Source organism: Phyllobacterium sp. 628 (genome assembly GCF_014189505.1).
GTDB lineage: Bacteria > Pseudomonadota > Alphaproteobacteria > Rhizobiales > Rhizobiaceae > Phyllobacterium.
On sequence record NZ_CP050302.1, the window covers coordinates 115,326 to 141,530 of the forward strand.

General features: G+C 54.7%; 20 protein-coding genes and 2 pseudogenes. 7 read left to right on the plus strand and 15 right to left on the minus strand.

The window, feature by feature from the left end:
- Nucleotides 1-32: 32 nt before the first annotated feature.
- Entirely contained in the window at nucleotides 33-431 is a 399-nt protein-coding gene (locus tag HB779_RS21130; protein ID WP_188346308.1) for an SRPBCC domain-containing protein, read from the minus strand.
- Between the two features lie 143 nt (nucleotides 432-574).
- A complete protein-coding gene (locus HB779_RS21135) occupies nucleotides 575-1,594 on the minus strand; it encodes an ABC transporter substrate-binding protein (protein WP_188346309.1) in 1,020 nt (339 codons plus the stop codon).
- A 215-nt stretch (nucleotides 1,595-1,809) separates the two neighbouring features.
- Between HB779_RS21135 and HB779_RS21140 the strand changes: the two genes are divergently transcribed.
- Together HB779_RS21140 and HB779_RS21145 are read left to right on the plus strand one after the other, a co-directional pair.
- Nucleotides 1,810-2,568 carry a response regulator transcription factor gene (locus tag HB779_RS21140; protein WP_256440681.1) on the plus strand — a complete coding sequence of 253 codons (759 nt, stop codon included), beginning with the start codon at nucleotides 1,810-1,812 and terminating at the stop codon, nucleotides 2,566-2,568.
- The gene (locus HB779_RS21145) at nucleotides 2,565-4,640 is read left to right on the plus strand and encodes an ATP-binding protein (protein ID WP_188346311.1); all 2,076 of its coding nucleotides are present in this window, start codon (nucleotides 2,565-2,567) and stop codon (nucleotides 4,638-4,640) included. Before HB779_RS21140 ends, HB779_RS21145 begins: the two co-directional genes overlap by 4 nt.
- Before the next feature lie 75 nt (nucleotides 4,641-4,715).
- On the opposite strand, the gene HB779_RS21150 is transcribed toward HB779_RS21145, so the two are convergent.
- The 11 genes from HB779_RS21150 to HB779_RS21200 all read right to left on the minus strand — a co-directional run bounded on the left by HB779_RS21150 (nucleotide 4,716) and on the right by HB779_RS21200 (nucleotide 18,195).
- Nucleotides 4,716-8,300 carry a LysM domain-containing protein gene (locus tag HB779_RS21150; RefSeq protein ID WP_188346312.1) on the minus strand — a complete coding sequence of 1,195 codons (3,585 nt, stop codon included), beginning with the start codon at nucleotides 8,298-8,300 and terminating at the stop codon, nucleotides 4,716-4,718.
- A gap of 272 nt (nucleotides 8,301-8,572) precedes the next feature.
- Nucleotides 8,573-9,580: a N(2)-acetyl-L-2,4-diaminobutanoate deacetylase DoeB gene (gene doeB, locus HB779_RS21155; protein ID WP_188346313.1), complete on the minus strand. Its 1,008-nt coding sequence runs from the start codon at nucleotides 9,578-9,580 to the stop codon at nucleotides 8,573-8,575.
- A 7-nt stretch (nucleotides 9,581-9,587) separates the two neighbouring features.
- Complete coding sequence (doeA, locus tag HB779_RS21160) at nucleotides 9,588-10,769, minus strand: ectoine hydrolase DoeA (protein ID WP_188346314.1); 1,182 nt, start codon at nucleotides 10,767-10,769, stop codon at nucleotides 9,588-9,590.
- 22 nt (nucleotides 10,770-10,791) lie between these two features.
- Complete coding sequence (eutC, locus tag HB779_RS21165; RefSeq protein WP_188346315.1) at nucleotides 10,792-11,784, minus strand: ectoine utilization protein EutC; 993 nt, start codon at nucleotides 11,782-11,784, stop codon at nucleotides 10,792-10,794.
- Nucleotides 11,772-12,770 (minus strand): hydroxyectoine utilization dehydratase EutB, encoded by a 999-nt coding sequence (gene eutB, locus HB779_RS21170; RefSeq protein WP_188346316.1) that lies wholly within the window; start codon nucleotides 12,768-12,770, stop codon nucleotides 11,772-11,774. The genes eutC and eutB overlap by 13 nt, the downstream gene beginning before the upstream one ends.
- Before the next feature lie 6 nt (nucleotides 12,771-12,776).
- Nucleotides 12,777-13,556 carry an ectoine utilization protein EutA gene (gene eutA / locus HB779_RS21175; RefSeq protein ID WP_188346317.1) on the minus strand — a complete coding sequence of 260 codons (780 nt, stop codon included), beginning with the start codon at nucleotides 13,554-13,556 and terminating at the stop codon, nucleotides 12,777-12,779.
- 1 nt (nucleotide 13,557) lies between these two features.
- Entirely contained in the window at nucleotides 13,558-14,220 is a 663-nt protein-coding gene (ehuD, locus tag HB779_RS21180) for an ectoine/hydroxyectoine ABC transporter permease subunit EhuD (RefSeq protein ID WP_188346318.1), read from the minus strand.
- 1 nt (nucleotide 14,221) lies between these two features.
- Nucleotides 14,222-14,881 (minus strand): ectoine/hydroxyectoine ABC transporter permease subunit EhuC, encoded by a 660-nt coding sequence (ehuC, locus tag HB779_RS21185; RefSeq protein ID WP_188346319.1) that lies wholly within the window; start codon nucleotides 14,879-14,881, stop codon nucleotides 14,222-14,224.
- An 81-nt stretch (nucleotides 14,882-14,962) separates the two neighbouring features.
- Entirely contained in the window at nucleotides 14,963-15,808 is an 846-nt protein-coding gene (ehuB, locus tag HB779_RS21190) for an ectoine/hydroxyectoine ABC transporter substrate-binding protein EhuB (RefSeq protein ID WP_188346320.1), read from the minus strand.
- Between the two features lie 55 nt (nucleotides 15,809-15,863).
- Nucleotides 15,864-16,646, minus strand: a complete 783-nt coding sequence (gene ehuA / locus HB779_RS21195; protein WP_188346400.1) for an ectoine/hydroxyectoine ABC transporter ATP-binding protein EhuA — start codon at nucleotides 16,644-16,646, stop codon at nucleotides 15,864-15,866.
- A gap of 163 nt (nucleotides 16,647-16,809) precedes the next feature.
- Entirely contained in the window at nucleotides 16,810-18,195 is a 1,386-nt protein-coding gene (locus HB779_RS21200) for a PLP-dependent aminotransferase family protein (RefSeq protein WP_188346321.1), read from the minus strand.
- Between the two features lie 85 nt (nucleotides 18,196-18,280).
- Between HB779_RS21200 and HB779_RS21205 the strand changes: the two genes are divergently transcribed.
- From HB779_RS21205 to HB779_RS21220, 4 genes and pseudogenes are all read left to right on the plus strand, one after another.
- A complete protein-coding gene (locus HB779_RS21205) occupies nucleotides 18,281-18,772 on the plus strand; it encodes an Lrp/AsnC family transcriptional regulator (protein ID WP_188346322.1) in 492 nt (163 codons plus the stop codon).
- A 127-nt stretch (nucleotides 18,773-18,899) separates the two neighbouring features.
- A complete protein-coding gene (locus HB779_RS21210) occupies nucleotides 18,900-20,393 on the plus strand; it encodes an NAD-dependent succinate-semialdehyde dehydrogenase (RefSeq protein WP_188346323.1) in 1,494 nt (497 codons plus the stop codon).
- 23 nt (nucleotides 20,394-20,416) lie between these two features.
- Nucleotides 20,417-21,796 (plus strand): aspartate aminotransferase family protein, encoded by a 1,380-nt coding sequence (locus HB779_RS21215; RefSeq protein ID WP_188346324.1) that lies wholly within the window; start codon nucleotides 20,417-20,419, stop codon nucleotides 21,794-21,796.
- A gap of 10 nt (nucleotides 21,797-21,806) precedes the next feature.
- Nucleotides 21,807-22,827, plus strand: a pseudogene (locus tag HB779_RS21220) (alcohol dehydrogenase family protein).
- A 52-nt stretch (nucleotides 22,828-22,879) separates the two neighbouring features.
- Here HB779_RS21220 and HB779_RS21225 read toward each other — a convergent pair.
- A complete protein-coding gene (locus HB779_RS21225) occupies nucleotides 22,880-24,418 on the minus strand; it encodes a calcium-binding protein (RefSeq protein ID WP_188346325.1) in 1,539 nt (512 codons plus the stop codon).
- Between the two features lie 373 nt (nucleotides 24,419-24,791).
- Nucleotides 24,792-25,424, minus strand: coding sequence for a TetR family transcriptional regulator (locus tag HB779_RS21230; protein ID WP_188346326.1), 633 nt, complete (start codon nucleotides 25,422-25,424; stop codon nucleotides 24,792-24,794).
- An 86-nt stretch (nucleotides 25,425-25,510) separates the two neighbouring features.
- Here HB779_RS21230 and HB779_RS21235 point away from each other — a divergent pair.
- Nucleotides 25,511-26,156 (plus strand): annotated as a pseudogene (locus tag HB779_RS21235) (O-methyltransferase).
- Nucleotides 26,157-26,205 lie beyond the last annotated feature (49 nt).

The window sequence follows — 26,205 nt, forward strand, 5'->3', positions numbered from 1 at the left end:
TAAATACTCTTCACAACGCCGCCTCCAGCAGCTCAGATGGAGAAATTTTTGCCGAAAAGCCTCTCTGCATACCATTGCAGATGATCCGGCACGGGCTCGTTGTCGAAGCTCGTGCCTTGCTCCGAGTATATTTGTACACAGCCTGCAGGTGTTTCTTTAAAGGAAATCGTCACTGTACTGAGATACACAAGCTTGTGACGGCACTTGATTGTGAGGATGTATGTTATGCGTTGCCCCTCGACAATTTCCTCATAACGCTGTTTTGCCCGGTACCATTTTCCATCCGGTGTTCCAAAACCAAAGACCGTTTCACTGTCGATACGGAAATCAAAACTGACATAAGAAAACAGATTACCCGTCCGATCGCGCCGTAAATACACATCGATAGGCCGCGACCACTCGTCAAAAGCCGCTTGCGGAGAAATATCCAAACGCTTTTCGAAAACGGCCGTGCCGCGTTTTATCACCCGCACCGGCGCCTCCTCCGAACTCTTGCGGTCCAAGCTGGTTCTGGATGTGACCATCTTAAACAAGACGAAACCTCCCCGGACCGAGAATGATACGGTGTGAAAATCTATTGGGAATTGGCCGCTTTTATCTCGGTGGCGAAACGCGCAAGCAGCCTGTCGCGCGTGTCGGAAGCGCCATAGATAGAAAAATCATAGTCAATCAGCTTCAGCGAAGAGATATCCGGTGCTCCTTGCGGCACCTCTGATTTTGCGTTGGACGGCACCTGATTTTGTCCGGCCTTCGCGCCCGTAGCCTGCCCTTCCGGGCTCAGGGCGTAATCAACAAAGCGCTTGGCATTTTCAATGTTCTGCGCACCTTTCACGATACCGACACCGCCGATTTCGTAACCGGTTCCTTCGCAAGGGGCGACGATCTCCAGCGGGAAACCGGCCTGTTTCAATGTCACAGCATCATGCATGAAAGCAATACCGATAAGGGTTTCACCTCGGGCAGCGTCTTTCACCGGTGCAGCACCAGATTTCGTGTAACTATTAATGTTGGCATCGAGGGCTTTGAAGTACTTAAAGCTCTCGTCTTCTCCGAAAAGCTGTACCAAGGTCGCCAATGCCGTGTAAGCCGTACCTGACGTTGCCGGATTGGCGATCTGAATTTCACCGCGATAGGCTTCATTTGTAAGATCCTTCCAGCAGGCCGGTGCCGGCAAACCCTTCTTGCGCAAAAGATCGGCGTTGTACGCGAAACCGAGAGCGCCGGCATAGATGCCTGAAGCCTGTCCTTTGGATATTTCTTCAAAATTGTTGGCCCATCCAAGGAGATCCTTCTTGTTTGGTGATATGTACTTTTCCAAGAGGTTTTCGGATGCGGCCTGCAACTGCAGGTCGCCCGTGCCACCCCACCATACATCCACCTTGGGATTGTCCTTTTCGGCACGAAGCTGAGCCAGAATTTCGCCTGTGCTCTTACGTACCATGGAGACTTGGGTACCGGATTTCTGTTCGAAGCTTGTCTTCATTTCAGCGCACCAGCGTTCGTCGGCGCCGCACAGCACACTCAAACGTTCGGCCGATAATGCGCCGCCCGTTGTCACCAAAAGAATGGCTGCTGTCAAAAGAAGCTTTTTCATCCTGTTCCTCCCGGAAACCCGCAAACGCCAAAGCGCTCACACCTGCTCACATAAAGGAGTAATGAGGGTTACTGCAATCTGCATTTGATTGCGTACATGACAACCGCCCGGTTTTTTTCTTTCAATTGTTACAGTATCCGATAGTCCGATGTATTCATCCGCTGGCTGACAAAGTCTCTTATTCATACTAGAACTCACAACATGTGAGCATGGCCGTGGGAGGACTTGTTTTGAATGTTTCACCGGTTCGAATTCTGATCGTCGAAGACGATCCTGATATGTCCGAAGTTATTGCTGATCTGGTGGAATCGGAGGGGTGGGAAGCCATTCGCGTTTTTTCTGCGGAGGAAGCGCTGGAAAGAATTGACGACGCGTCCATCTCTCTGCTTTTGGTCGACCATAATCTGCCCGGTATTTCCGGCCGCTCGCTGGCACAGCGGTTTCGGCGTGACACGGACAAGGGAATTATTATGGTCACGGCTGCCGGCAGCTCGATTGACCGTGTGCTGGGACTGGAAACAGCCGCCGATGATTATGTCGTCAAGCCATTTGAGCCGATCGAGCTGGCGGCGCGCATTAAGGCCGTTCTGCGCCGGTCAGGGAATACGAGCCGCACCACGGAGCAACCCGAACGGCAGGTGAATACCAAAACGATCAAAATAGGCGATTGGCTGATCGATCTGGAAGCACGCATGGCGTATTCTACAAGCAACCCTGTCGCGACGCTTACCAACGCCGAATTCTCATTGCTCGAAATATTGGCGGCAAAGCCGGGGACCTCTATCGACCGTGTCGAAATCCTGCAGCGTCTCGGTTCAGACGGACGGCTCTACATTGACCGCAACATTGATGTCCTCGTCTTAAGGCTGAGGCGCAAGATTGAACGCAACCCATCCATGCCAAAGCACATCAAGACCAATCGCGGTAAAGGTTATATGCTTGTTCTTGACGCAGCAGAGCAGGCTGCCCAGTGATTGCCGACCGGTTCTTCAATTCGATCGCCTTCCGTATCCCTCTCGCCATCGGCTTTATTTGTGCACTTGTGCTGCTGCTCTCTCTGATGGCGGTAAAAAGCCTGACGGATGCCAAGGCTCAAATGACATCCTACGGCGTACAGACCTACGCTGATCTCGCTGTTGCCTCCAATATTTCCCGCCAGGCATCGGCGCTGCTCTCATCCGCGCCCTTCATCCTCAACACAACCTCGCCATACCGGCTCTCCGACGAAAGTCTGTCCATTGCCGAACAGATTGATTCCTTGAGCGGATATATTGCCCGCAATGGCGGATCATCCGGCGGTGCCAATGCTCCAGGTACAGCGGAATTGGTCGAGGCACTGGGATTGGTCCGCGCAACCACCTTGAAGCTGGCCGCCGCCGCAGAGGAGGCGCAACTCTACAAAGACAAGATTGCCCGTAACGTCGAAACAATCCGGCATATCGAGGGTTCGGGCACCGAACCGGATCTGCAGCTCAGACAATTCGCATTGAACGCAGCGTCTGCCGATAGCCTCTTCAGCCTCGGCGAAATGCGCCGGTCTTATCTTCGCCGTTCCACAATCGCCCTGACGGATGCTGCCGCAGAGCGGCAATCTGTTCAATACAGCATCTACGAGCAAATCTTTCAGATGCGTGAGACCTATTTGCGCCGCTTCATCGAGATGCGCAGCATCTTGAGCGAGATGCGCAATGCATCACAGAAGCTCACCGCCGGGCTCGAACAACAGAGCCAATTGCTTCGAAGTGACTTCAATTCCGGTATTGCTGCCATATCCAACAATCTCGACAGTATGCGGACCTTTGTTCTTGCAACGGTGCTGCTTGCAATCATCCTCTGTGTTGTCACAGTCTATTATTCGATCATCCGTGTGTCCGCCGGGATTGCCAGAATTTCGGATGCCTTGAACCGATTGGCAAGAGGCGAAAAAGACGTCCGCCTGCCCCTAGTTGGAACAAACGAAACGGAATTGCAGGATCTTATTCGAGCGTTCAATGCTTTCAAAAGCAGTGTCGAACGCTTCAATCATCTGCATATCCGGGCAACGCGCGCCGCCCGCACGATCCGCTGGACATTCCGCAGCATGAATGAAGGCATCGCCCTGTTCGACGCGAATGGCAGAGCCATGGCGATGAACCGGCGTATTGTTGAATTTGCCGGCGTCGGAGCAGCGGCCCGTACCTGGAGCCTGCCGCAACTGGCTTCGGCGTTCACCGTACCCATTGAAGCAGAAGCACCGGATGGTGTGCCGAGCATTACACGCGTCAGCAAGAACAACAGGATTCTTGAAGTTTCCCGCACGGATCAGCCGGGTGACCGTTCCATTGTCGTCGTACGCGACATCACTGAACAGGAAATGCAGGAACAGGAAGTCCAGCGGGCGAAAAGGCTTGATGGCATGGTGCGCCTCAGTCATCAACTCAGCCATGAGCTTGGCAATATGATCGGGATTGTGGTTGGCAGCGTCGGCATGCTGGAAAAGATGGGCACGCTTTCCGATGCCCAAAAGCGCAATGTCGCGCGCATCCGCAAAGCCTCGGAACGGGGCAAAGAACTGGTGGAAGGCATGCTTTCCTTTGCCAGCAAACAGCACAACAGTCCGGTACGGTGTGACCTGCGAAAAACACTGCGCGGCATCGAGGATGTCTTGCATGTCATACTGGGGCCGCAGATCAGTCTCACCATATCCGCACCCGGAAACTTGCCTGAAGTGTCGCTTGATCCGGGCCTGTTTGAACAGGCAATCGTCAATATCTGCCGCAACTCGGCAGCAGCTATGCCCGATGGTGGCGACATCAGTATAAGGCTTGAACGCTTGGACAATCGGGTGCGTGTCATCGTTACGGATACCGGCAAGGGGATACCGCCCGAACTCATCGACCGTGTTTTCGAACCGTATTTCACCACACGGAGATCATCCGGCGGGACCGGACTTGGATTGGCAATCGTCTATGGCTTCGTACGCCAGGCAAATGGCGACATAACGCTGACTTCCACAGTCGATGTTGGAACTGTAATTACCATGTCGTTCCTTGAAATGAAGCAGTAACACGCTTTTGTTCGCGGATACCGTAAATGGCACCCACTTGTCCTGAAGACAGCACCGTTTAATCCCGGGAGCGGTCTAGTTCGTCAGGATAAGGTTTTGCCCTACCCAGTCGGCCAGTTCCGGAATCGTGCGCGCACGGCCCTCCGATGGGTCACGGGATACGGTGCCGCCGTCGGGCATTTTCAGAGGCGGCAGACGTTCGGGTGCAGACATCGGATACTGCCTGCTGTTCTTATCGGGTTTCACCTCGTGCACGTTCCGGACAAACTCCTTCAGCCTTGCGTCATCGGTGGAGGTCCGCAGCATTTCCGTCAGAGCTTCGGGGGTCATCTTGAGCTGTTTGGCAAGCGGCTCAATAATCGAGCCGACACTGTTTCCCTCATCATCGTGATCAGCGAGAATTTTTGCAGCTTCCGGTCTGAAATTGGCTTTGATCAGAAACTGTTCCGTGGGGCCTTCATAATAGCTCGCAGCCTGGCTCTTGCGAATATTGTTGTAGACCATTTCACCAACAATCCCGACGACCGCAAGTCCAGCGCCCCACAATCCGGCCTTGGGGGATTTCATCATCGACAGGAATGTTCCCAGCGTGGTGGTCGCGGCAAAGGCAGAATTGGCCCACTTGCCCTTGGCGACGTGGTCAAGGGTATAGGCAACCATCAGCACGCCGCCGGCACGATCAAAATATTTGGAGAACCAGTTCCATTTCGGCGTGCCGCTGACTTCGGCGAAACTGGAAGCCCGGTCAAGAAAGCCACCTTTTGGAAAGCGTCCATTTTCGACCACCGAGCGGGCCAGACCGGCTCCAAACTGACCAGCTTCATAGGCAATGCCGCCTGTCAGCCAGACGGCAAACGATTTTGAAAGAAGATCCGGGTTCGCGGCGTTCTCGGCCGTGCTGCCGAGATAAAGCAGGCCTTGTATTGCCGCCAATCCCTTGCCGAAACCTGAGGCTGTCGTAATGCCCGCACGGGGATCAAATTTCGAACCGTCAAAGGACTTGCTCAAACTCTCAAGCGCGGCCTTGCGAGCGGCCGGGTCGGTTGTTGCATTGGGTCCATTCAGCAGGACGGAAGAACTCTGGGCCAGCTTCCCGTCGACTTGTGCCGGATTGAGACGTGATGCGAGATCGATGCTTCCCGGCGTGGGCGGCTTATACGCTTTGTTGCCGCCAAGTGCTTCGTAAGCGGCAAGGGTTTTATGCATACCGATGACCGCCCGGCCGGACCAGAACAGGCTCGGTGTATTGGGAACAGGAACCTTATCGGCAGGCGTCGTGCTTTCTATGTAGGCCTCACCCATCTCTTTCCAAGCGCCTTCACTGTTGTTGACAGCGAATTGCGTCTGATCATCATGTTCAAGTGTATGGATGCTCGCCTGATAGCGATCAAAACCCGGTAGGCCCTGCAAATCGCTTTCTACACCATGAAGCGCAGCCAAACTCCGGAAGATCAATGTTCCCTGAGCATCCATTTTGTCTTTGCTGCCAGGGTTTTTGGCAATCGATTCATTGATACCATCAGTCAGTTGTTTCGTTGATAGGGATGACTTCCAGTCGTCTGCCACAACAAGATGGTCTTTCGAGAATTCCCCGACAATATTCCTGCTATTCGCTACAAGGTCGTCGGCACCTTTGATGGCGGCATCCAGAACAATAGCGGCATTGGCCACGTCGCCGGAGTTCTTAAGTTGCTTGATAACAGCAAGCGTCAGGGAGGGATCCTCGCCATTGGCGACCGCTTTGCGGAAGGGCTCGCCTATTTGATCCGGCATAGCGGCTTTGATCTCCGGATAAGGGATTCCCATTTCCTTGCCGATCTTCTTCTTGTCGTCCAGCGTGAAGCCGCGCGTCTTCTCTGGAAGTTTGTTTTCCCAATCCGTGAAGGTCTGATCCTGCGTAGACTTGATCGATTTCGCTATCGACAGCGCCCGCTCGTCGATAATGGTTTTCCCCTGGGGGGCCTTCACGATGTGTCCCATGACGCTTGAGTAATTGGCGACCGTATCGCGCTGCGTTAATTGCAACGAAAATTTGATCTCATCAGCAATGTTGGAGTTTTTGCCGCCGAGCAGATGGTCGGGGCTGGCGCCTGAAGCTATTGCCGTGCGCTTGCCAATCGTTTGCTCGATCAGATCAATCACTTTCGTCTTCGGATCACCCAGCGCATTGGTCTCTTTATTGGCTTCCTTGAGAATGAGAATTGCCGTTTCCGGCGTTAAATTCTTCGTTACTTCATTCAGGGTCTTAGCAGCGCGGCTTGCACCGTCTTCCCGCTGCGCTTCTTTCCCGGCATGGCCATTAAGGCCGTTAAATTTATTCTCGCCCTTGGAATAGGCCTCCTGAACGCTGCGGGCGGGCTTGCCGACAAGAACTTCATATCCGCTGGCATCAAGGGCGTCGGTGAACTTGATGTCGGCCGGGCCATAGAGTTTCAAGGTTTCGCGGGCGTTGTTAATGGCGGCTTCGCCGCCGTCAGGAGCATCCTTGGCGAGTGTTTCGAACTGGCGTGTTATTTCGGTCTGAACGTCACCCCAGCGAGAAGGATCCTGCTGGGCGGCTGTTATCGATGAGCTCAGCGGTTTGAAAACGGCATTGAAGCCATCTTCAACGGCTTTTCGCTCGTCCGACACGATGGTTTTATACGCGCCTGTCTTTGGTCCCAAGGCTTCAAGGTCGCCCTGCCGCTGATCGAGATACAGCTTCAATGTTTCAGGTGCATAGCCGCCATTCTTTGCGGCTGAAAGCAAATCTGTGTTTACGGCAAGCTTGAGCGCACGGGTCTTATCGTCCTTTTCCGCCGGTGATACTGCCTTATCGACGTCAGCCTGCAAGGAATTGATGGTTTCGAGGCTGGTGCGCCGTTCCTTGCTCAGGACAAGGAGTGATCCACCTTCATTGATCCTGTTGGCGTCTGGAATGGGATTAAACTCCAGAATGTCTGAACGGGCCTGATTGTATACCCGTGCAATGCCATCCAGATTTTCAGTTTTTTGAATACGATGGTCGACACGCCCGTCGACTTCCTGTTCCGGATCACCTTGGGGCGTGAACGGCTTTTGGCTACTGTTTATAGGGGCTTTAGAGATGGGAACAGCGACCTCTTTTCCTTCAGCATTGGTGATCGTCGCCGAAGTATCGCCATGCTGGAAATCTTCATAGTGACTGGCGATGACCTTGCCGCTTTCACGGTCCACAATCCTGATTGTTCTGACATCGCCATTGTCGCTGGTCGGGTCAACCGTTTCGAGCCCAAGTCCCGCCGCTTCCATCTGCCTGATAATTTCAGGGCGGCTTAATCCGCGGTCCGCAACCATCTGGTCGATGCTTTTCCCGGCTTCGACATCAGCAAGAATGGATGGCGGCGCACCATTCTTGCTTGCGGCAACTGCGCTGTTGAACTTGACTTGGGATGCATCTGTAACCGGATCGATCTTCGGGATTACAAGCACCGTACCCATATCGAGCACCTGATCGACCCGCATGTTGTTGGCTTTGGCAAGAGCTTGACCGCCATCACTATAACCAAGGGCCTTTGCGATGATTTGCGGCGTTTGGCCTTGTTTCGCCGAATAGGTCGCTGCGGCGATCGCTGCCTGTTTTGCAAGTTCGATATTGCGGTAGAGTTTGGAAAACAGGATTGCGCCAGGACCGAACGTCATCAAATCATCTCCGGGTTACAGCAAAGCGCGGGATCACAATTCTTTGCCAATCGAGTTATGAATTTGTCACAAGACTGTCATATGACATCACAAATACCTAGCGCAAATTCGAGAATATTGCAGGCGATGCCATTATATTTTGTTGTATTTTTAGAGAAATTCACCAATTTGATGCGATATGTAGCCGATATGAAAGTCGCGGTTTTTCCTGTTATGAATATTCATTGTGAATTATTGTGATGATTGAGGTGGTCGTATGACAACCCTCATGCCTAGCCAGTTGCAACGGCGATGACAGAGACACAATCTCCAGCATTGACCAATCCTGGAAAATGCCGGGCTGCAAGGATACCGGACAATTTGGCCCGGATTTCTGCCGGGGCGATTCCAGTCCGGCCAACCGGATAGATGCGGGCAATGATTTGATCGGCTTCGACCGTATCGCCAAGGTCTATCAGCGTTTCGATCATGCCGCTTTCCTCGGCGAATGAAAAACAATCGCCCGATGGCATATCGATCCATCGCGTGTCCTGCAATTCAACGTCGCCGCTGACAATATTGGCATGGCGCAGGATATTGATGGCGCCGCGCTTGGCAATACGGATTGTTTCTGCTCGTGCCGTTCCGCCGCCGCCAAGTTCAGTCGTCACGAACGTCTTCCCTAAATCCTCGACGGTTGTGTCATACATGCCGACCGCATCAATCTCGAGCATCCGCATGGACCATGGGGCAGAAAATGCCCTTACAGCATCGAAGCCTCTTTTCTCCTGGGCCTTGTCGGGCAGCACATGCGCTGCGGCAAAGGGAAGGAAATCGAGCGTTTTGCCGCCCGAGTGGAAATCCAGGACGATGTCAGCGCGCGGCAATAGCTCGCGGGTGAAGTAATCGGCAATCTTTTGCGTCACGGTTCCGTCCGGGCGCCCCGGAAAGCTACGGTTCATGTTGCCCTTGTCTATGGGCGACGTGCGGGTACCCACACGAAAGGCCGGATAGTTCATGGCTGGAACAATGATGACCGTTCCACTGACGTCTTTTGGATCGAGCGTGCGGGCAAGATCAAACAGGGCAATTGGTCCCTCATACTCGTCACCATGATTGCCGCCGGTCAATAGCGCTGTTGGGCCCTTGCCGTTACGGATAACAGCGATGGGGATCATCACTGATCCCCAGGCTGAATCGTCCCGGCTGTAAGGCAGGCGCAGGAAACCGTGATGCACACCGTCTTTGTCAAAGTCCACGGTCGGTGTGATGGGCGAAACGGGAAGACTGTTTACAGGCATGATGGTCTCAATTTTTCACAAAGAGCTGCCGGGGAACATTGGCAAGGCATTCGACGCCCGTATCGGTGATCAGAATACTTTCCGTGATCTCCAGCCCCATGGTTTCGAGCCACAGGCCGGTCATGAAATGGAACGTCATGCCGGGTTCCAGCACGGTTTTGTCACCGGGGCGCAGGCTCATTGTGCGCTCGCCCCAATCAGGCGGATAGGAAATGCCGATGGGATAGCCGGTACGGTTGTCTTTGACGATGCCGTATTTTTTCAACACGCCGAAGAAGGCATTGGCGATGTCTTCGCAGGTGTTGCCAGGTTTGGCGGCTGCCAGACCCGCTTCCATGCCTTCAAGCGTTGCCTTTTCAGCATCCAGAAATTCCTGGGTTGGCTTGCCCAGAAAGACCGTGCGGGATAGCGGAACGTGATAGCGGTTGAAGCAGCCGGCGATTTCGAAGAACGTGCCCTCGCCGCTTTTCATCGGTTGATCATCCCATGTGAGATGCGGCGCTGATGCGTCTGCACCGGATGGCAACAGCGGCACAATGGCAGGATAATCGCCGCCAAAATCCTTCGTGCCGCGAATGCCTGCATCGTAAATCTCGGCAACGAGATCACATTTGCGCATGCCGACTTCGACCTTGTCGACGATGCGCTGGTGCATGAGTTCGACGATGCGGGCGGCCTTGCGCATGTAGTCGAGTTCTGTTGCGCTTTTCACAGCACGCTGCCAGTTGACCAGTGCTGTACCATCGGCAAACCGGGCATTGGGCAGGTGCTTTTGCAGGGAACCAAAGGCAGCCGCGGAAAACCAGTAATTGTCCATTTCAACGCCGATGGTCTTGTTGCCCCAGCCGCGCTCTTCCAGCAGTTTCGAGAGGAAATCCATCGGATGACGTTCGGTGGATTGAACATAGTGATCGGGATAGCCGACGATATTGTCGTGATGGAGATAGGCGGTGCGCTTGGCCCCGTTGGCATCCTGTCCGCGCCCGTACCAGATTGGTTCGCCTTCAGGCGGTACGATCACAGCCTGATGCACATAGAACGACCAGCCGTCATATCCCGTCAGCCACGCCATGTTGGAAGGGTCGCTGCAGATGAGAACATCAATGCCCTTTTTCTCCATGGCCTTGCGGGTTTTTGCCAGCCTTTGTGCAAACTCATCGCGACTGAACTTGAGATTGGGCTCGGTCATTCCTGTTTCCTCACGTTTCGTATCAACTTTCAAAGGCGGTGCCAGCACCGGTATTTTTGGCGCGATCGCGGGCAAGCGTTGCAATGGCGGTGTCTTGCACGCCCGTACCGGTCAGATCGGCAATGGTGATGGCAAGGTGAGAGCGGCGGCCGGGATGAATGCCAGCAATAATCTCGCCAAGCTCTGGAAAGTTCTGACCTTCAACGACGAGACCCGCTGCTATGGCATGGTGCAATTCACCCAGCCGGCATGTCTGTTTCAGACTGTCAGCGACGTAAAGATCCGCGAACCTGATGATCGACGGATCAATCTCGTTCTTGTGCTCAGCGTCAGATCCCATGGCCGTAATATGCTGGCCGGGCTCCAGCCATTCGGCGCGAAGCAGCGGTTCCGAGGAAGGTGTCGTGGTGACAATAATATCGCTGCCAGCGACAGCTTTTGCCGGATCACTTTCAGTGCGCGCACTTATTCCCAGATCCGCTTTGATTGCTCTTGCGGCGGCCTCAGCCTTCTGCTGATCACGTGCCCAAATTCGTACCTCGCGAATAGGCCGGACGAGGGTCAGTGCCTTCAATTGAAGCTGCGCCTGAACGCCCGCGCCGAAAATGGTCGCGACGCTTGCGTCTTGCCGCGCCAGATATTTGGCCGCGACGGCGCCTGCAGCAGCGGTGCGAATATCGGTGAGATAACCGTTATCAAGCAGCAATGCTTCGACCAGCCCGGTTTTGCTGGAGAACAGAACCATCATGCCATTGACACTGGGCAAGCCGATTTTGGGATTGTCGAAGAAACCGGGGCTGATCTTGATTGCAAAGCAATCCACACCAGGGATATAGGCGGTCTTCACATCGACCTCGCCACGGTGCTCCGGAATATCAAGCCGCAGGATTGGCGGCATGGCCACGGGCTTGGTAGCCAAGGCTTCAAAGGCGGCTTCTATGCAGGTGACGGCGTCAAGATCAAGCGTCACGATACGGCGCAGATCAGCTTCCGTTATGATCGTCATGCGGGGCATGGTACAGCCTCGCTATAGTGAGCAGCCATAATCCGCCGGTGTTGTTCCATATCGATATTGCGGCCGGAAAAGAGCGCAACCACAGGTCCATTCAATGTGATCTTGCCGGCAAGCAGAGCCGCAATGCCGACGGCGGCCGCGCCTTCGATAATCTCCCGCTCCTTGGCATATGCGTGGAAGATACCGGCCGCGATCTCGTCCTCAGTCAGCAGGACAATTTCATCAACGAGGTCACGCACCATGCGGAATGTCAGACTATTATTCAGGCCAATACCGCCCCCAAGAGAATCCGCCAGGCTTGCCTGTTCCTCGACATTGACCGGGTGGCCAGCCCTCAGGCTTGCGTGCATAGCTGCGCCGCTTTCCATCGATAGGCCGATGATCCGCACTTTTGGTTTCAGCGCCTTGATTGCAGCGGCAATGCCGGCAATAAGCCCTCCCCCGGAAAGCGGGACGAGAACAGTTTCCACGTCTGGAACATCGTCAACAATTTCGAGCCCGATTGTTCCCTGGCCCGCGATAATGGCCGGGTGGTCAAAGGGCGGAACCATGACGAGGCCGTTTTCAACAACCAGCCGATTGACCTCGTCCTGTGCGTCATCCTGCGAATTACCAATAATGCGGACGTCAGCTCCGAGCTTGCGAATTTCATTGACTTTATTGGCAGGGACAAGACTGGACATGCAGATGATCGCACGTATGCCTTGCAAGCTTGCCGCATAGGCGAGAGCACGGCCATGATTGCCGGTTGATGCAGCGGCAACGCCGCGCTGTTTGTCCGCTTCAGACAACTGTCTCAAGGCATTGGTTGCGCCGCGCAATTTGAATGCCCTCGTTGTTTGCCGGTGCTCAAGTTTCAGATGAACGGGCACCCCGCAATGTTCCGACAGACTGTCTGATCGCATGGTTGGGGTGCGCAGAACATGGGGCTTGATCGCGGCATGGGCGGCCTTGATATCGGCCAAGGTGACAAAGGCTTCCTGCATTTGATTTCACCAGCCGGACATAGGGAGTGTCATCAGGCGGCCCAGTTCAGGCCGCGGCTCGTTTTCACCGCAAAGACGCAGCGTCGCCCAAGCCGTTGCCAGATTGCTGGTAACGACTGGTTTGCCAAGGCCAGCCTCGATTTCCGGCACAGCGATGGCCGCGCGCATGGCGGTACAGGATATAAACAGGGCATCGCTATCCGGCGCCGCTGCTTCCACTGCTGCAGCGACAAGTGAGGCGGGCTTGATCCGTGCCATCTCGCGGTCATCCTCAAGGCCAAAGCAGGTAAAGCGTGCAATCTCAAAACCCTTGGCCGAGAAGTAGGCCAGCATCGGCATGCTTGTTTCGATCGTATAGGGCGTCAGAACGCTGATGCGTTTGGCATCCAATTCGCGCAATGCCCGCACAGCCGCCAGAGGTGGAGTGATGACGGGCACACCGGGTTTGGCGGCCTTGATTGCCGCTTCAATTTCATCATCGCCGATAACAACGGAGGCGGATGTGCAAGAGTATACAACAGCGTCAAGATCTTCGCTGGGCAGGATCAAACCAGCACCGGTCGTTAGTCCCGGTTGCATGCGGCGCAGATTTTCAGGAGTCGTCGGATTGGCGTAGGGAATACGGGCGGTGTAGAGGCCAATCCTGCTGCTGGCGACCATACGCTGAAAATCGGGCTCTGTTGTGTGATCCGTTGCCAGAATGACAAGCCCAACACGTTTGGCGATGGGGCGGTCATCAAAGCTGAGTGGAGTCATGGTTTGCGTGACTCTAACTGGGATACCCATGTTACCTCTCCTCAATCCGGCCATAGCGGCGCTCGAGCCAACGCAGTGCAATGACCGAGACCAGACTGATCACCAGGAAGAACGCACCAACCAGTGTGATCGGTTCAATGTAGCGGTAGTTGAAATTGGCAATGCTGCGTGCCTGGTTCATCAACTCAAGCACGGTGATCGCTGAAAGCAGCGGCGTTTCCTTGAACATCGCAATGAAATAGTTGGCGAGAGCCGGAATCATCGGCGGTAGAGCTTGCGGTAGAATGATGCGCGTCCACGTCTGGAATGCCGACAGATTGCAGGCGCGCGCTGCCTCCCATTGGCCGCGCGCAACGTTGTCGATACCGCCTCGATAGACTTCTGCCGTATATGTCGCATAGTGGAGACCAAGGCCAATTACGCCGGCAACAAGGGGCGAAAGCGTAATGCCCGCATCGGGCAGAACGTAGAAGATGAAATAAAGCTGGACGAGCAGTGGTGTACCGCGAATAAAATCAGCAAGAAAACCGACCGGCTTTGCCATCAGCGGATTTTTCGAGCGGCGCAGGATTGCCAGACCAAGGCCGAGGATTGCTGCAAGCGCCGAGCCAAGCAAAGTTGCCAGAATGGTGATCTTCACGCCCTCAATAAGGGTCGGAAGAATTTCAATAACGAAGGCCCAATCCCATTCCATATCAGGACCTCACACCGTCAAGGCCGCGGGTCAGATAGCGTTCCAGATTTCTGATCGAGAACGAAATGACCGAAGACATGAGAAAATAGAGCACCAGAATGGTGAGGAACGGCATGAGCGTGCTGCCCGTCTGGGCTCGGACGACCTGCGCCTGAAACGTCATGTCAGACAGTGAAATCAGCGAGACGACGGCAGAGGCTTTCAGAAGCTCAATGGCGTTGTTTCCGAAGGTTGGCAGCATCAACACGAAGGCTTGCGGCAGAATGATATGACGCAGGCTCTGCCAGCGGTTGAAGTTCAAGGCGATACAGGCTTCGTATTGTTCCTTACCGATGGATTTGATTGCGCCGCGAACAACTTCGGCGCCATAGGCACCGACATTAAGGCCAAGCGCCAGCACGCCCGCCTGCAGCGGCGTCAATGAGAAACCGAGCAGTGGCAGCACAAAATAGGCCCAGAAGAGCTGGACAAAAATCGATGTGCCGCGAAAAAATTCTATGTAAGCAGTCGCCAACGCACGGACGAGCCTGAGTCGCGATATGCGGCCAAGACCGGCAATGAATGCCATGATCAGCGCAAGCACTGAACCCATCAGGGTCAGCTTGATGGTCACAAGCGCCCCTTCTAGTATCAGCTGTAAATATCCGGCCCATTGGCCCATAGGTCATGCTTTCGTTCTTATGGAAACAAGCGGCGCATCACTCCGGCCCAGCGAGCCGGAGCGAGTGCAGGGCGATGGTTGTCAACCACCGCAAAGTTTGTCGCGCGTCGTGGACATGGCCGCTTTGGCGGAGAAGCCGTAAGGTTCGACAATCTTGGCAAACTCACCCGACGTTTTCATTTCGGCCAACACCTTGTCGAACTCGTCCCGCAATGCCGTCTGGTCTTTGCGGAAGGCTGCTCCGTCACAATAGACCGGAGCATTCACAACCGGAGCAAACACCTCGACATTGGGATCATTAGCTTTCTTCACCAGATCATTGATCGAGAGAACGGGAAGCGAGTAGACATCAATGCGTCCATCCTGCAGCATTTTGATGCCGCTCTGCCCGTCGGGCACAACGATGACGCGATCTCTCGGGACACCAGCCTCAAGTGCAAGCCGCTCTTCTGTGCCTCCGCCGGGTGCACCGATGGTGGCTTTTGCGTCCACTGCAATGTCTTTGTAACTCTTGAAGCCCTTTGGATTGCCCTTCTTCACGAGAAAGGCCTCAGCGTCACATAGGATCGGCTCCGAATAGGCGACTGCCTTGCAGCGTTCCGGTTTCATGAACAGACCGGCAGTCACGACATCATGCCGCCCTGCCTGAAGGCCCGGGATCATGGCGCCATATTCGGAGATCGATGCAACGACATCGGCGACACCGAGCTTCTTGAACACTGCGCGCGCGACATCCGGACCCGCACCCGAAACAGTGCCATCGGGCTTAACGGCGGTGAACGGGGGCTCGTTGGCAATGGCAATGCGCGCAAAACCTTGCGCCTTCAGCTTGTCCAACGCCTCGTCAGCCTTTGCAGGCATCGAAAGCGCCAATGCAGACAGTGCGATCGCTCCAACCGATCCACTGATTGTCTTGAAATTCAACATGTTCCCAACTCCTCAGTTTTCTTGTGTTTTAAGGTGTTCTGCTGTCGCTTCCGGTTCAGACCCTGTGACCTGCAGCGATGATTTTCTTCAGGAAGGCCTGCGTGCGTTCCTGTTTGGGATTGCGGAAAATCTCATCCGGCTTGCCATCTTCGACGATCTTGCCTCGATCAAAGAAAAGCACGCGATCGGCAAATTCGTGGGCAAAACCCATCTCGTGGGTAACGAGCAGCATGGTCATGTCCGTCTCCTCGGACAGACGCCAAAGGACATTCAACACTTCTTCAACGAGTTCGGGGTCGAGTGCCGAGGTTACTTCATCGAAAAGCATAATCTTTGGTTGCAACGCCAAAGCACGGGCGATTGCAACGCGCTGCTTCTGTCCGCCGGACAGTTGCGATGGCATCGACTTCGCCTTATCGACAAGGCCAACCATTTCCAGCAGTTGCATGGCCTGTTCTTCGGCCTGCTTGCGCGGCGTATTCTTCGTCAGCATCGGTGCCAGTGTGACATTGTCGAGGACGCATTTGTGCGGAAACAGGTTGAACAGCTGGAACACCATGCCGATCTGCGCACGCATCGTGTGCAGATGGTTTTCATCCGCTGGCTGCAAGCCGCCATTCTTCTTCATCTGGTAAAGATGTTCGCCGGCAACACGAATATCGCCGCTATCGATGCCCTCCAGCGTCATCAAAATGCGCAAGATCGTCGTCTTGCCAGAACCCGACGGACCAATAAGCGCCAGCTTCTCGCCCGGTGCGACATTGAACGACAATTGATCCAGAACCTTGAAAGCACCAAAGCTCTTGCTGATACCGTCGATCTCGATGATCGGCGGCATATCTGCAGGCCTCGTTCTGGTCTCGATGACGTTTGGCATGCGTCTCTCCCTCTGGTTGAGACCGGCTATGCCCTAAACGATGAGAGACTTATCAAATCATGTCAATTATAAAAATTAAATCATGACAATATAAGTTGCCTTGCCGCAAATTTGCCCGTTCTGATCAAATAGCAAGCAGAAGGTGTTCCGGGTCGCCTCGCAGGAGATTGCCCACGACTGTCAACCCGCGACGCAATTCTTCCTCGGTCGTCGAACCCAAAGAAATACGCACCGCCGGCTTCCACTCTTCTTGTGAAATGCGAAATGATGCCCCCGGAGCGATAGCGACATTCTGCAAGCGCGCCTGTGCTACGAAGGATTCTTCACTGCGATCCTCATGCAATGGCAGCCAGATATGCAGGCTCTGCGGATGCGAGCGGAAGAACATTCCTGCCAGCACGTCCGAGGCGATCTCGTGCCGTCGCCGCAGTGCCTGGCGCTGCCATTGCACCAGATCCATCGCCGTACCGTCTTCAACCCAGCGGCTCGCGATCTCCGCTACCATGGGCGTGGCCATCCAGTTGGAAACCAGATGCCGGTTTGCAACGGCTGCCACGTAACGGTCCGGCGCCGCGAGATAGCCAATGCGCAGACCCGGAACCACAGTCTTGGTGAAGCTGGTGAAATAGAGTGTCCGCTCTGGTGCCAATGCCGCGATGGGAGGTGGCCTGTCCTCGACCAACGGACCGAGAACATCACTTTCGACGATAGCGATATCGCGTTTGCGCGCGACTTCGACAATTTGCGCCCGCCTGATGGAACCCATCACCGTCGCACATGGATTGATCGCAGCCGGTTGCACAAACAGCGCACGAATACTGGATTCCTTGCATGCGGCGTCGAGCGCTTCCGGGATGATCCCCTGATCGTCAATGGCAATGCCCTTGAGTGTAAGACCCAGATAGGACGCAAGCGGCACAAGGGTATGATGTCCCGTTGCCTCAGTCGCGATGACCGACCCGACAGGTGCCACACTCATGATGGCGACCGTCATGGCGGCCGTTGCACCATTCGTCACGCTGATATTCGACGCGGGTATTTCAAGACCGCATCCGCGCAGCCATTTGACAGCGGTGGCGCGGTGGCGTGGAAACACAACGTTCGGGCGGAACGACAGAGCAGAACTTGCGGGCAGAGTTTCGGAAAGCCAGCCAAGCGCTTTCTTCAACAGCTCATGGTGCATCTTTTCACAGACGGGTTTAAGGATCGATAGGTCGATCACTTCACCAAGGCGCTCAGGCAGATAGGGCTGGTCGATCTCCCGCCGCTGCGCCTTGACGAAGCTGCCGCGCCCGGTTTCGCCGGAAAGCATGCCCCGCCGGATGAGCTCCTCATAGGCCCGGCTGACGGTCTGGACCGACAGTTTCAGATCCTCCGCCATTTTCCGGTGGGTTGGCAGCCGGGCGCCCGCTTCCAAAGTACCGTCGCCTACGGCGCGCGCAATCTGGTCGGCCAGCGAGAGATAGGCCGGGCGGGTGAGTGAGTTAATATCAGGACGCCATAATGTCATGATTTTAGATTGATTGAAGTCAGTTCAATTGACAATCAAAAAAACACAGGGTCATGATCAATCCACCTTCTAAACTGGATTAGTCATGAGCGCCCCCAAGCTTGATGCCATCGATATCCGTATTCTCGACGCTATCCAGCGCGATGGAAGGATCACGAAACTTGCGCTGGCCGAACTGGCGGGTATTTCCCCGACGCCCTGTTGGACCCGGCTTCGGCGCTTGGAAAAAGCTGGTATCATTACCGGATATCATGCACGCCTTGCCTTGCGGCTCGTGGCACCTGTTGCCAGCATTTTAGTGGAAGTGACGCTTGGATCACACAAGCAGATCGATTTCGAGCGTTTCGAGCGCGCCATCAAGCTGCTGCCGGAAGTCACCGCATGCTGGTCGGTCGGCGGCGGTGTGGATTATATCCTGAAAATTACGACGCGGGATATCGATACCTATCAGCGGTTGATTGACGATCTCTTGCAAAAAGACCTCGGGATTGACCGCTATTTCACCTACATCATCACCAAGACGGTGAAAGACGACACAGTCTTGCCGGTTCAGGATCTCATCCAGCCACCGGTTTGAGGCACACAGTCGATCTCTCTGAAACAGCCGGCTGTTTTAGGCAATCTCTCTCATTTTACTGACCGATAAGGTCAATCTCTCCTGCCACTATGAGCGAGCATTCGCGGGTAATTTCAGGGAGAGCCCAATGTCTGCCCATTTTGCACGACCCGAACACCATGACATGCTTGATCGCCTGCAAGATCGCCGCATGCTGCGCGAACTTGCCTACATTGACGGCCACTGGACTGCCCATTCAACCGGACAGACGTTCGAGGTGCGAGATCCAGCCACCGGTTTGCCTGTAGCCCGGGTTGCACATTTGGGAGCAGATGAAACCGCCGATGCAATTGATGCGGCATCGCGCGCGCTCACTTCATGGCGCGCTATGCTTCCGCAACACCGGGCGAACATCCTGCGCAAATGGTACGATCTTGTGCTCGCCGCGAAGGAAGATCTGGCGCTGATCATGACGCTGGAGCAAGGCAAACCGCTGGATGAATCCCGTGGTGAGATTGACTATGCTGCGTCGTTTATCGAGTTCTACGCCGAGGAAGGCAAACGGCTGAACGCTGAAAATGTCACCAGCCATTTGCCGGGCGCACATATGCTGGTGAGCCGCGAAGCAATCGGTGTTGTCGGCATTGTTACGCCATGGAATTTCCCGTCGGCCATGCTGACACGCAAGGCTGCGGCTGCGCTTGCCGCTGGTTGCACGATTGTGGCCCACCCTTCATCCGAAACGCCTTTGTCAGCGCTGGCTCTGGCTGAGCTGGCCGAACGCGCTGGCATTCCGGCAGGTGTGTTTAACGTCGTCACCGGTAAAGCTGCCGCTATCGTCGGAAAACTCTGCGAGGACCCACGTGTCCGCGCTTTGAGCTTTACCGGGTCAACGGAGGTTGGTCGCCTGCTTGCGGCGCAATGTGCGCCAACGATGAAAAACCTGATCATGGAGTTGGGCGGGCATGCTCCGCTGATCATTTTCGCAGATAGCGATCTGGGTAGTGCTGTCGATATTGCCATCAGCGCGAAGTTCGCCACCTCCGGTCAGGATTGTCTGGCAGCCAACCGCATTTATGTAGAGCGGCCTATCCATGATGCATTCGTCGCCGCTTTTGCCGAGAAAATCGCATTTCTCAAAGTCGGCCCCGGCATAATTGATGGTGTCGAGATCGGGCCGTTGATGCATGAGCGCGCGGTGAAAAAGCTCGAGGAGCAAATTGAGGACGCGCTCGAACGTGGAGCCACATGCGTGACAGGCGGGCAACGCCATGCAAGCGGCCCCTTGTTCTTCGAACCCACACTTCTGGTCAACGTGCCGGATGACGCGCTTATCATGCGCGAGGAAACATTCGGACCGGTTGCCGCCGTCACCGTGTTTGATGATGAGAACGACGTTGTTCGCCGTGCCAACGATACGGAATATGGGCTCGTCGCCTATGTCGTCACCCGTGATGGTCAGCGCATGCTGCGCATGGGGCGGGCGCTTGAATACGGCATGGTCGCCATCAACCGGGTGAAGATCACCGGTGCCCCCATCCCCTTCGGCGGCATCAAGCAATCCGGTCTCGGCCGCGAAGGATCGCGCCACGGCATCGAGGCTTTCACGGAACTCAAATATCTCTGCCTCGAAGCAAGCTGAGGCGACAAGCAGGAGCAATGCACATGTTGGACCGTTCGAACGAACTCAACGCCTGGGACCGCGACCATTTCTTCCATCCCTCGACCCATATGGGAACCCATGCGCGCGGCGAAAGCCCGACGCGGGTTATTGCGGGCGGTGAAGGCGCTTATATTTTCGATGTGAACGGTCGCAAAAGCCTTGATGCCTTTGCCGGGCTCTATTGCGTCAATGTCGGCTATGGCCGCCAGGAAATTGCCGATGCGATTGCCGAGCAGGCAAAGCAATTGGCCTATTATCATGCCTATGTTGGCCACGGCACCGAAGTTTCGATCAAACTGGCCAAGATGATCATTGACCGGGCACCGGCAGGCATGAGCCGGGTCTATTTCGGCCTGTCCGGTTCGGATGCCAACGAAACCAACATCAAGCTGATCTGGTACTACAATAATGTCCTTGGACGGCCGGAAAAGAAGAAGATCATTTCCCGCTGGCGCGGCTATCACGGTTCGGGCGTCATGACAGGGAGCTTGACCGGGCTTGATTTGTTTCACAATGCGTTTGATCTGCCACGTGCGCCGATCCTGCATACGGAAGCACCCTATTACTTCCGCCGCGAAGACCGCTCCCTGAGCGAGGAACAATTCTCTCAGCATTGTGCCGACAAGCTCGAGCAAATGATCCTAGCGGAAGGGCCTGAAACGGTTGCGGCATTCATCGGAGAGCCGATCCTCGGGACAGGCGGCATTGTACCGCCGCCCGCTGGATATTGGGAGAAAATCCAGGCTGTTTTGAACAAGTATGACGTTCTGCTGGTCGCCGATGAGGTGGTGACCGGTTTTGGCCGCCTCGGCACAATGTTTGGCTCCGACCATTACGGTATCAAGCCGGATCTGATCACCATCGCCAAGGGGCTCACCTCAGCCTATGCGCCGCTTTCCGGCGTTATCGTTGGCGACAAGGTCTGGCAGGTACTGGTTGAAGGCTCAGACAAGCTGGGATCGCTGGGTCATGGCTGGACCTATTCGGCACATCCCATCTGCGCTGCGGCTGGTGTTGCCAATCTCGAACTGATCGACAAACTTGATCTGGTCACCAATGCAGGAGAAACCGGCGCTTATTTCCGCAAGGCCCTCACAGACGCTTTGGGAAGCCACCCGATTGTTGGTGACATCCGTGGTGATGGCATGCTGGCAGCAGTGGAGTTCGTCAAGGACAAGGACGACCGCGTATTCTTTGACGCTTCACAGAAAGTCGGTCCGCAAATCGCGGCTGCGCTCGCTGAGCGCGGCGTCATTGGACGCGCCATGCCACAGGGCGATATTCTTGGTTTTGCACCACCTCTGTGCCTGACCGTTGAGGAGGCTGATATCGTGGTGAAGGCCGCAGTCGACGCTATTGAGACTGTCGCTAAAACGCTCTGAGGCAATTGTTATGACGACTGTTCCCGATAAAATGGCGGCTGTGCTCCTGATGGGGCACGGCGATCTCGATAAACTCGTCTACCGGACTGATGTGCCGGTCGTGCAGCCAGCCGCCAGAGAAGTTCTCATCGAGATTTCCGCCTGCGGTATGAACAATACGGATGTGTGGGTGAGACAGGGTGCCTATGGCACCGAAGACGATGCCGGGGCTGTTTCGAGCTGGCGTCGTCAGGAGCCGACACTGACGTTCCCGCGTATTCAGGGCACGGATATTGTCGGCCGTATCGCGACTGTTGGACCAGATGTGTCGCCGAGCCGCGTCGGTGAACGGATGATGGTGGATTTCTCCATCTACAACCGCGAAGACGATAGCTTGGCAGATATCGATTATATCGGTCATGGCCGTGATGGCGGCTATGCGGAATATGTGGCGGTGCCCGCTGAAAATGCGCACGTCGTCAATACGGATATGAGCGATGTGGAGCTGGCAACCTTTTGCTGTGCCTATCTGACAGGTGAACAGATGCTTGAACGCGCCGGGCTGAAACCTGGCGAGCGGGTTCTCGTTACAGGCGCATCCGGTGGTGTTGGCTCAGGTATTGTTCAATTGGCAAGGGCGCGTGGTGCAATCCCTTATGCAATTGTCGGCGCAGGCAAGGAACAGGCATTGCTTAACATCGGCGCTGAAGCTGTGATCACTCGAGGCGAAGGCGATTTTGTTATGTCGGTCGATAAAGCACTCGGCGGAAAACCCGTTGATGTTGTTGCCGACCTTGTCGGCGGGGCGATGTTCAACGATCTCTTGCGGGTTTTGCGCCCTGAAGGCCGCTATACGACGGCCGGAGCCATTGCAGGGAACCCGCAGCGATTTTCGCCGTATCGTGCGTTATATCGAAGACGGCAAGATCAAACCGCTTGTCGGCGGTGTTTACTGCCTGTCAGAGTTTCATAAGGCACAGACCGATTTCATGGCAAAGGCCTTTGTCGGCAAACTCGTCGTGGTTCCAGATAAAGCATTTGCAGGATCGTAGCCATGGCCCGGCTGGTCACACGCGCTTGGTGGGCAAGCCGGGTCGCGTTGCCTTACGTAAATACAAGATCATTAGCCGTGAAGCTGGAGAGCGTGGTGTTTTCAAGAAGAATGCCATAGGTGGCTGAACCGTTGAACGCGACATAAACCCCTTCTGGAGTTTGTGTGGATGCGGCCATAAAACTATCAAAGTCGTGGATGCGTGTTGTGCTGGTAGCAGGTCCGATGATCCTCAGGACATCACCGCTATTAACATCGAAATCTTCGATATGATCGATGCCCGTGCCAAAATATGTATCGGACCAATATCGGAATGTATCGGCGCCGTCTCCGCCCGCCATCGTGTCCGCACCCGTGCCTCCCCACAACTCATCGTTGCCTGCTCCGCCTGTAATGAAATCATCACCAACATTGCCAGCAAGGAAATCGCCATAGGCGCCGCCACGCAAAGTGTCGTTGCCGGATCCGCTTTCCACCTTAAAAATCTCGACATCGGAAAAGGTAAGCGTCGTGTCGACGATACCGGCCGCGGCATCGAAATTTATCGGCGCAGTGATGCCCTGGAAATACATGGCAAGTGTGTCGATGCCGTCTCCGCCGTCAATGCTGCCTTCGGGAAAATAGATTTGGATCAAATCGTCCCCGGCTCCCGCGTCAATCGTGGTAAATCCATCAGTCGCATTGAGGCTTGCGTCATGTATTGTGTCGTTGCCATTGCCACCGATGAGAAGATCAGTACCTCCGACACTGGTAATAATGTCATAACCATCACCGCCAATCATGACATCATTACCAGACCCACTTATCATGTAGTCTTGGCCACGGCTGCCTTCCATGTGATTGTTGCCCTCGCCGCCGCGAAGCGTGGAAGACGAGACGTTCGTGGCGATGATCGTATCATTGCCGCTGCCAAGTTCAACATTAACGTTCTCAAAACCGCGGATGATTACTCCTGTTGACGCCGTGCCTTGCGCAAAATCGACGGTGACATCCTCGGTTCTCCAGGAATCGGAGAGATAGAGCAAATCGGCGTCGCCGCTGCCGCCGTCAATTTCCGCAGAAGAGAGTGTCGTAAAAATGGAGTCGTTATTTGCACCGCCAAAAAGCCGGTTGGCGCCACTTGTATCGATGATCGTGTCGTAACCATCCCCTGCGTGGATGTAGTCGTCACCCGCAAGGCCGGTAATGTGGTCATTACCGCGTCCTGTTGTCAGTTCAAGCTTTTCGATGTCGCTGAAGTAAATCTGCTGTTCGCTCGCCGCGCCATTGCCGATAATGGCGTGCCGCTGCTGTCCATTGAATATGACGGGCGCGCTTAATCTGGAAAGGTTGATCGAAAGTGTGTCTACGCCCGCACCGCCCGTCACGGCTCCGCCTACACCGACGAGCTCTAGGCGGTCATTTCCTTCGCCTCCATCAAGGCGATCATAGCCGCTGGAACTGGTCAGAATGTCATCGCCAGTACCGCCGTAGATAGAGTCGTTTCCAGCGCCGCCATCAATATGGTCATTTCCGCCAAGACCCAGGATACTATCATTCTGACTTGTCCCGGCCAGAATATCGTCTCCTTCAGTGCCCACTATCTTTGTCATGTGCCACCCCGTTGATCCCTTGGATTAACAGTATAATCAAATTATATGCGGGAACAATTGCGGCAATATAATAATATCATATCGAAATGCGGTGCTATTATTTCTGATTTATTTCAAAATTTTAAATATCGATTGGTATACTATTTTATATCATGGAGAATTACTCTTGCTATCACTGAAATATATTGTAAAAACTTAGAACCGGTCTAGAGGACAAACTTTTCCGTTAAAAAGCAGCAAGCGATTTTCGGTCCCATTTGCGAAGTTCGGGGAACAGCTTTCCCATATCGGAGCGTAATTGCGACCCAGCTTCGGGAGTTGCTCCACGCTTATATTGTGACGTTACCCTTCAAAATTTTAGTCTGCCTTTTCGCTATTTCCCACCTAGCCGTTGCAGATAGGCGCAGAACATATCTGCCATTGCGTCTGCATAGGCTTGGATCTCCTCATCAGAGCGGGTTTCTTCAGAAAATTCCTTCCCGACGGTGCGCATCGTCGTCAAGATCAGGCCTCCTGCCCGGTGCCTGATCTTGTCCGAAGTCTCCGGAAGTACCTCCAGCATAAACCGTTCGATGATCGGATCGCCAGCCAGTCTTGCCTCATGGGCTTCCGGCGCATCCCGGTAGAGAGGGGCAGCGTCACTTAACGCCACGCGCACGGCAGCTTCCTCGCACTCGGAACGGATAAAGGCATGCACCAGGGATCGCAATCGTTCCAATGGATCTCGCGACTGATCGGTTAAAATGTCACCAAGCAAATTCGATGTTTCCCGCCATTCATCGCTTTGAAGTCTAAACAGGATCGCTGCTTTATTGGGAAAGTACTGATAGAGAGACCCGACACTGACACCTGCTTTTTCAGCCACCCGGGCGGTGGTAAAACGCTGTGCTCCCTCCTGTGCCAAAACCTGAACAGCCGCCTGAAGAACAGCTGTCACCAGATCATTTGAACGAGCTTGCTTCGGCTTTTTTCTTGAGGAAATCCGGGCACTTGGGCGGTTGGTCATTCTGGTGATCCTGAATGCGATTAGCGAAAGTGACGAATTAGTCGTATTTTTCTTTCAACGCAATAATGCGCGATGAAGGATTTAAAATGAACACCCTGACAACCACACCCTTTGCACCCCTCCTCGACCGGCTGTTCGAAGAAGCTGAGGCCGCCACGAGCCCTGCTGTTGCCGGACTGCCGGAAAGCGAACGTGAACGCCTCATGCACAGCAAAACGGAGTATCGCGACTTCTATGGACGCCTTAAGGATCTATGGCTCCCCGTCTCCCGGCAAACCGGCGAACTACTCTACATGTTGGCGCGAAGTGGCCGGGCCAAGACCATCGTGGAATTTGGAACATCCTTTGGCATTTCGACGCTCTATCTCGCTGCTGCGCTGCGGGATAATGGTGGTGGTCATCTGATCACCAGTGAGTTCGAGACCTCGAAGGTCGTTCGGGCGCGCCAAAACCTTGTAGACGGTGGCCTCATCGACCTCATTGAATTCCGCGAAGGTGACGCTAAGCGCAAATCTTCCGGAGTGGATCGATCTGGTGCTCTTGGACGGTGCGAAGTCGCTCTATACGGAAATCTTGTCGCTGGTTGAGAGCCGTCTGCGGCCCGGCGCTCTCGTAATCGCCGATAACGTAGACTATTGTCCAGAATATCTCCAATATGTTCGCTCGCCTGTCCACGGGTACATTTCGACTTCTTTCCCGGACAATATCGAGCTGTCGATGCGCGCTGCCTGACGCGAAGCAGTGAGGTGGACAATGCAGAATGTGGGGATTCGCGAAGAAC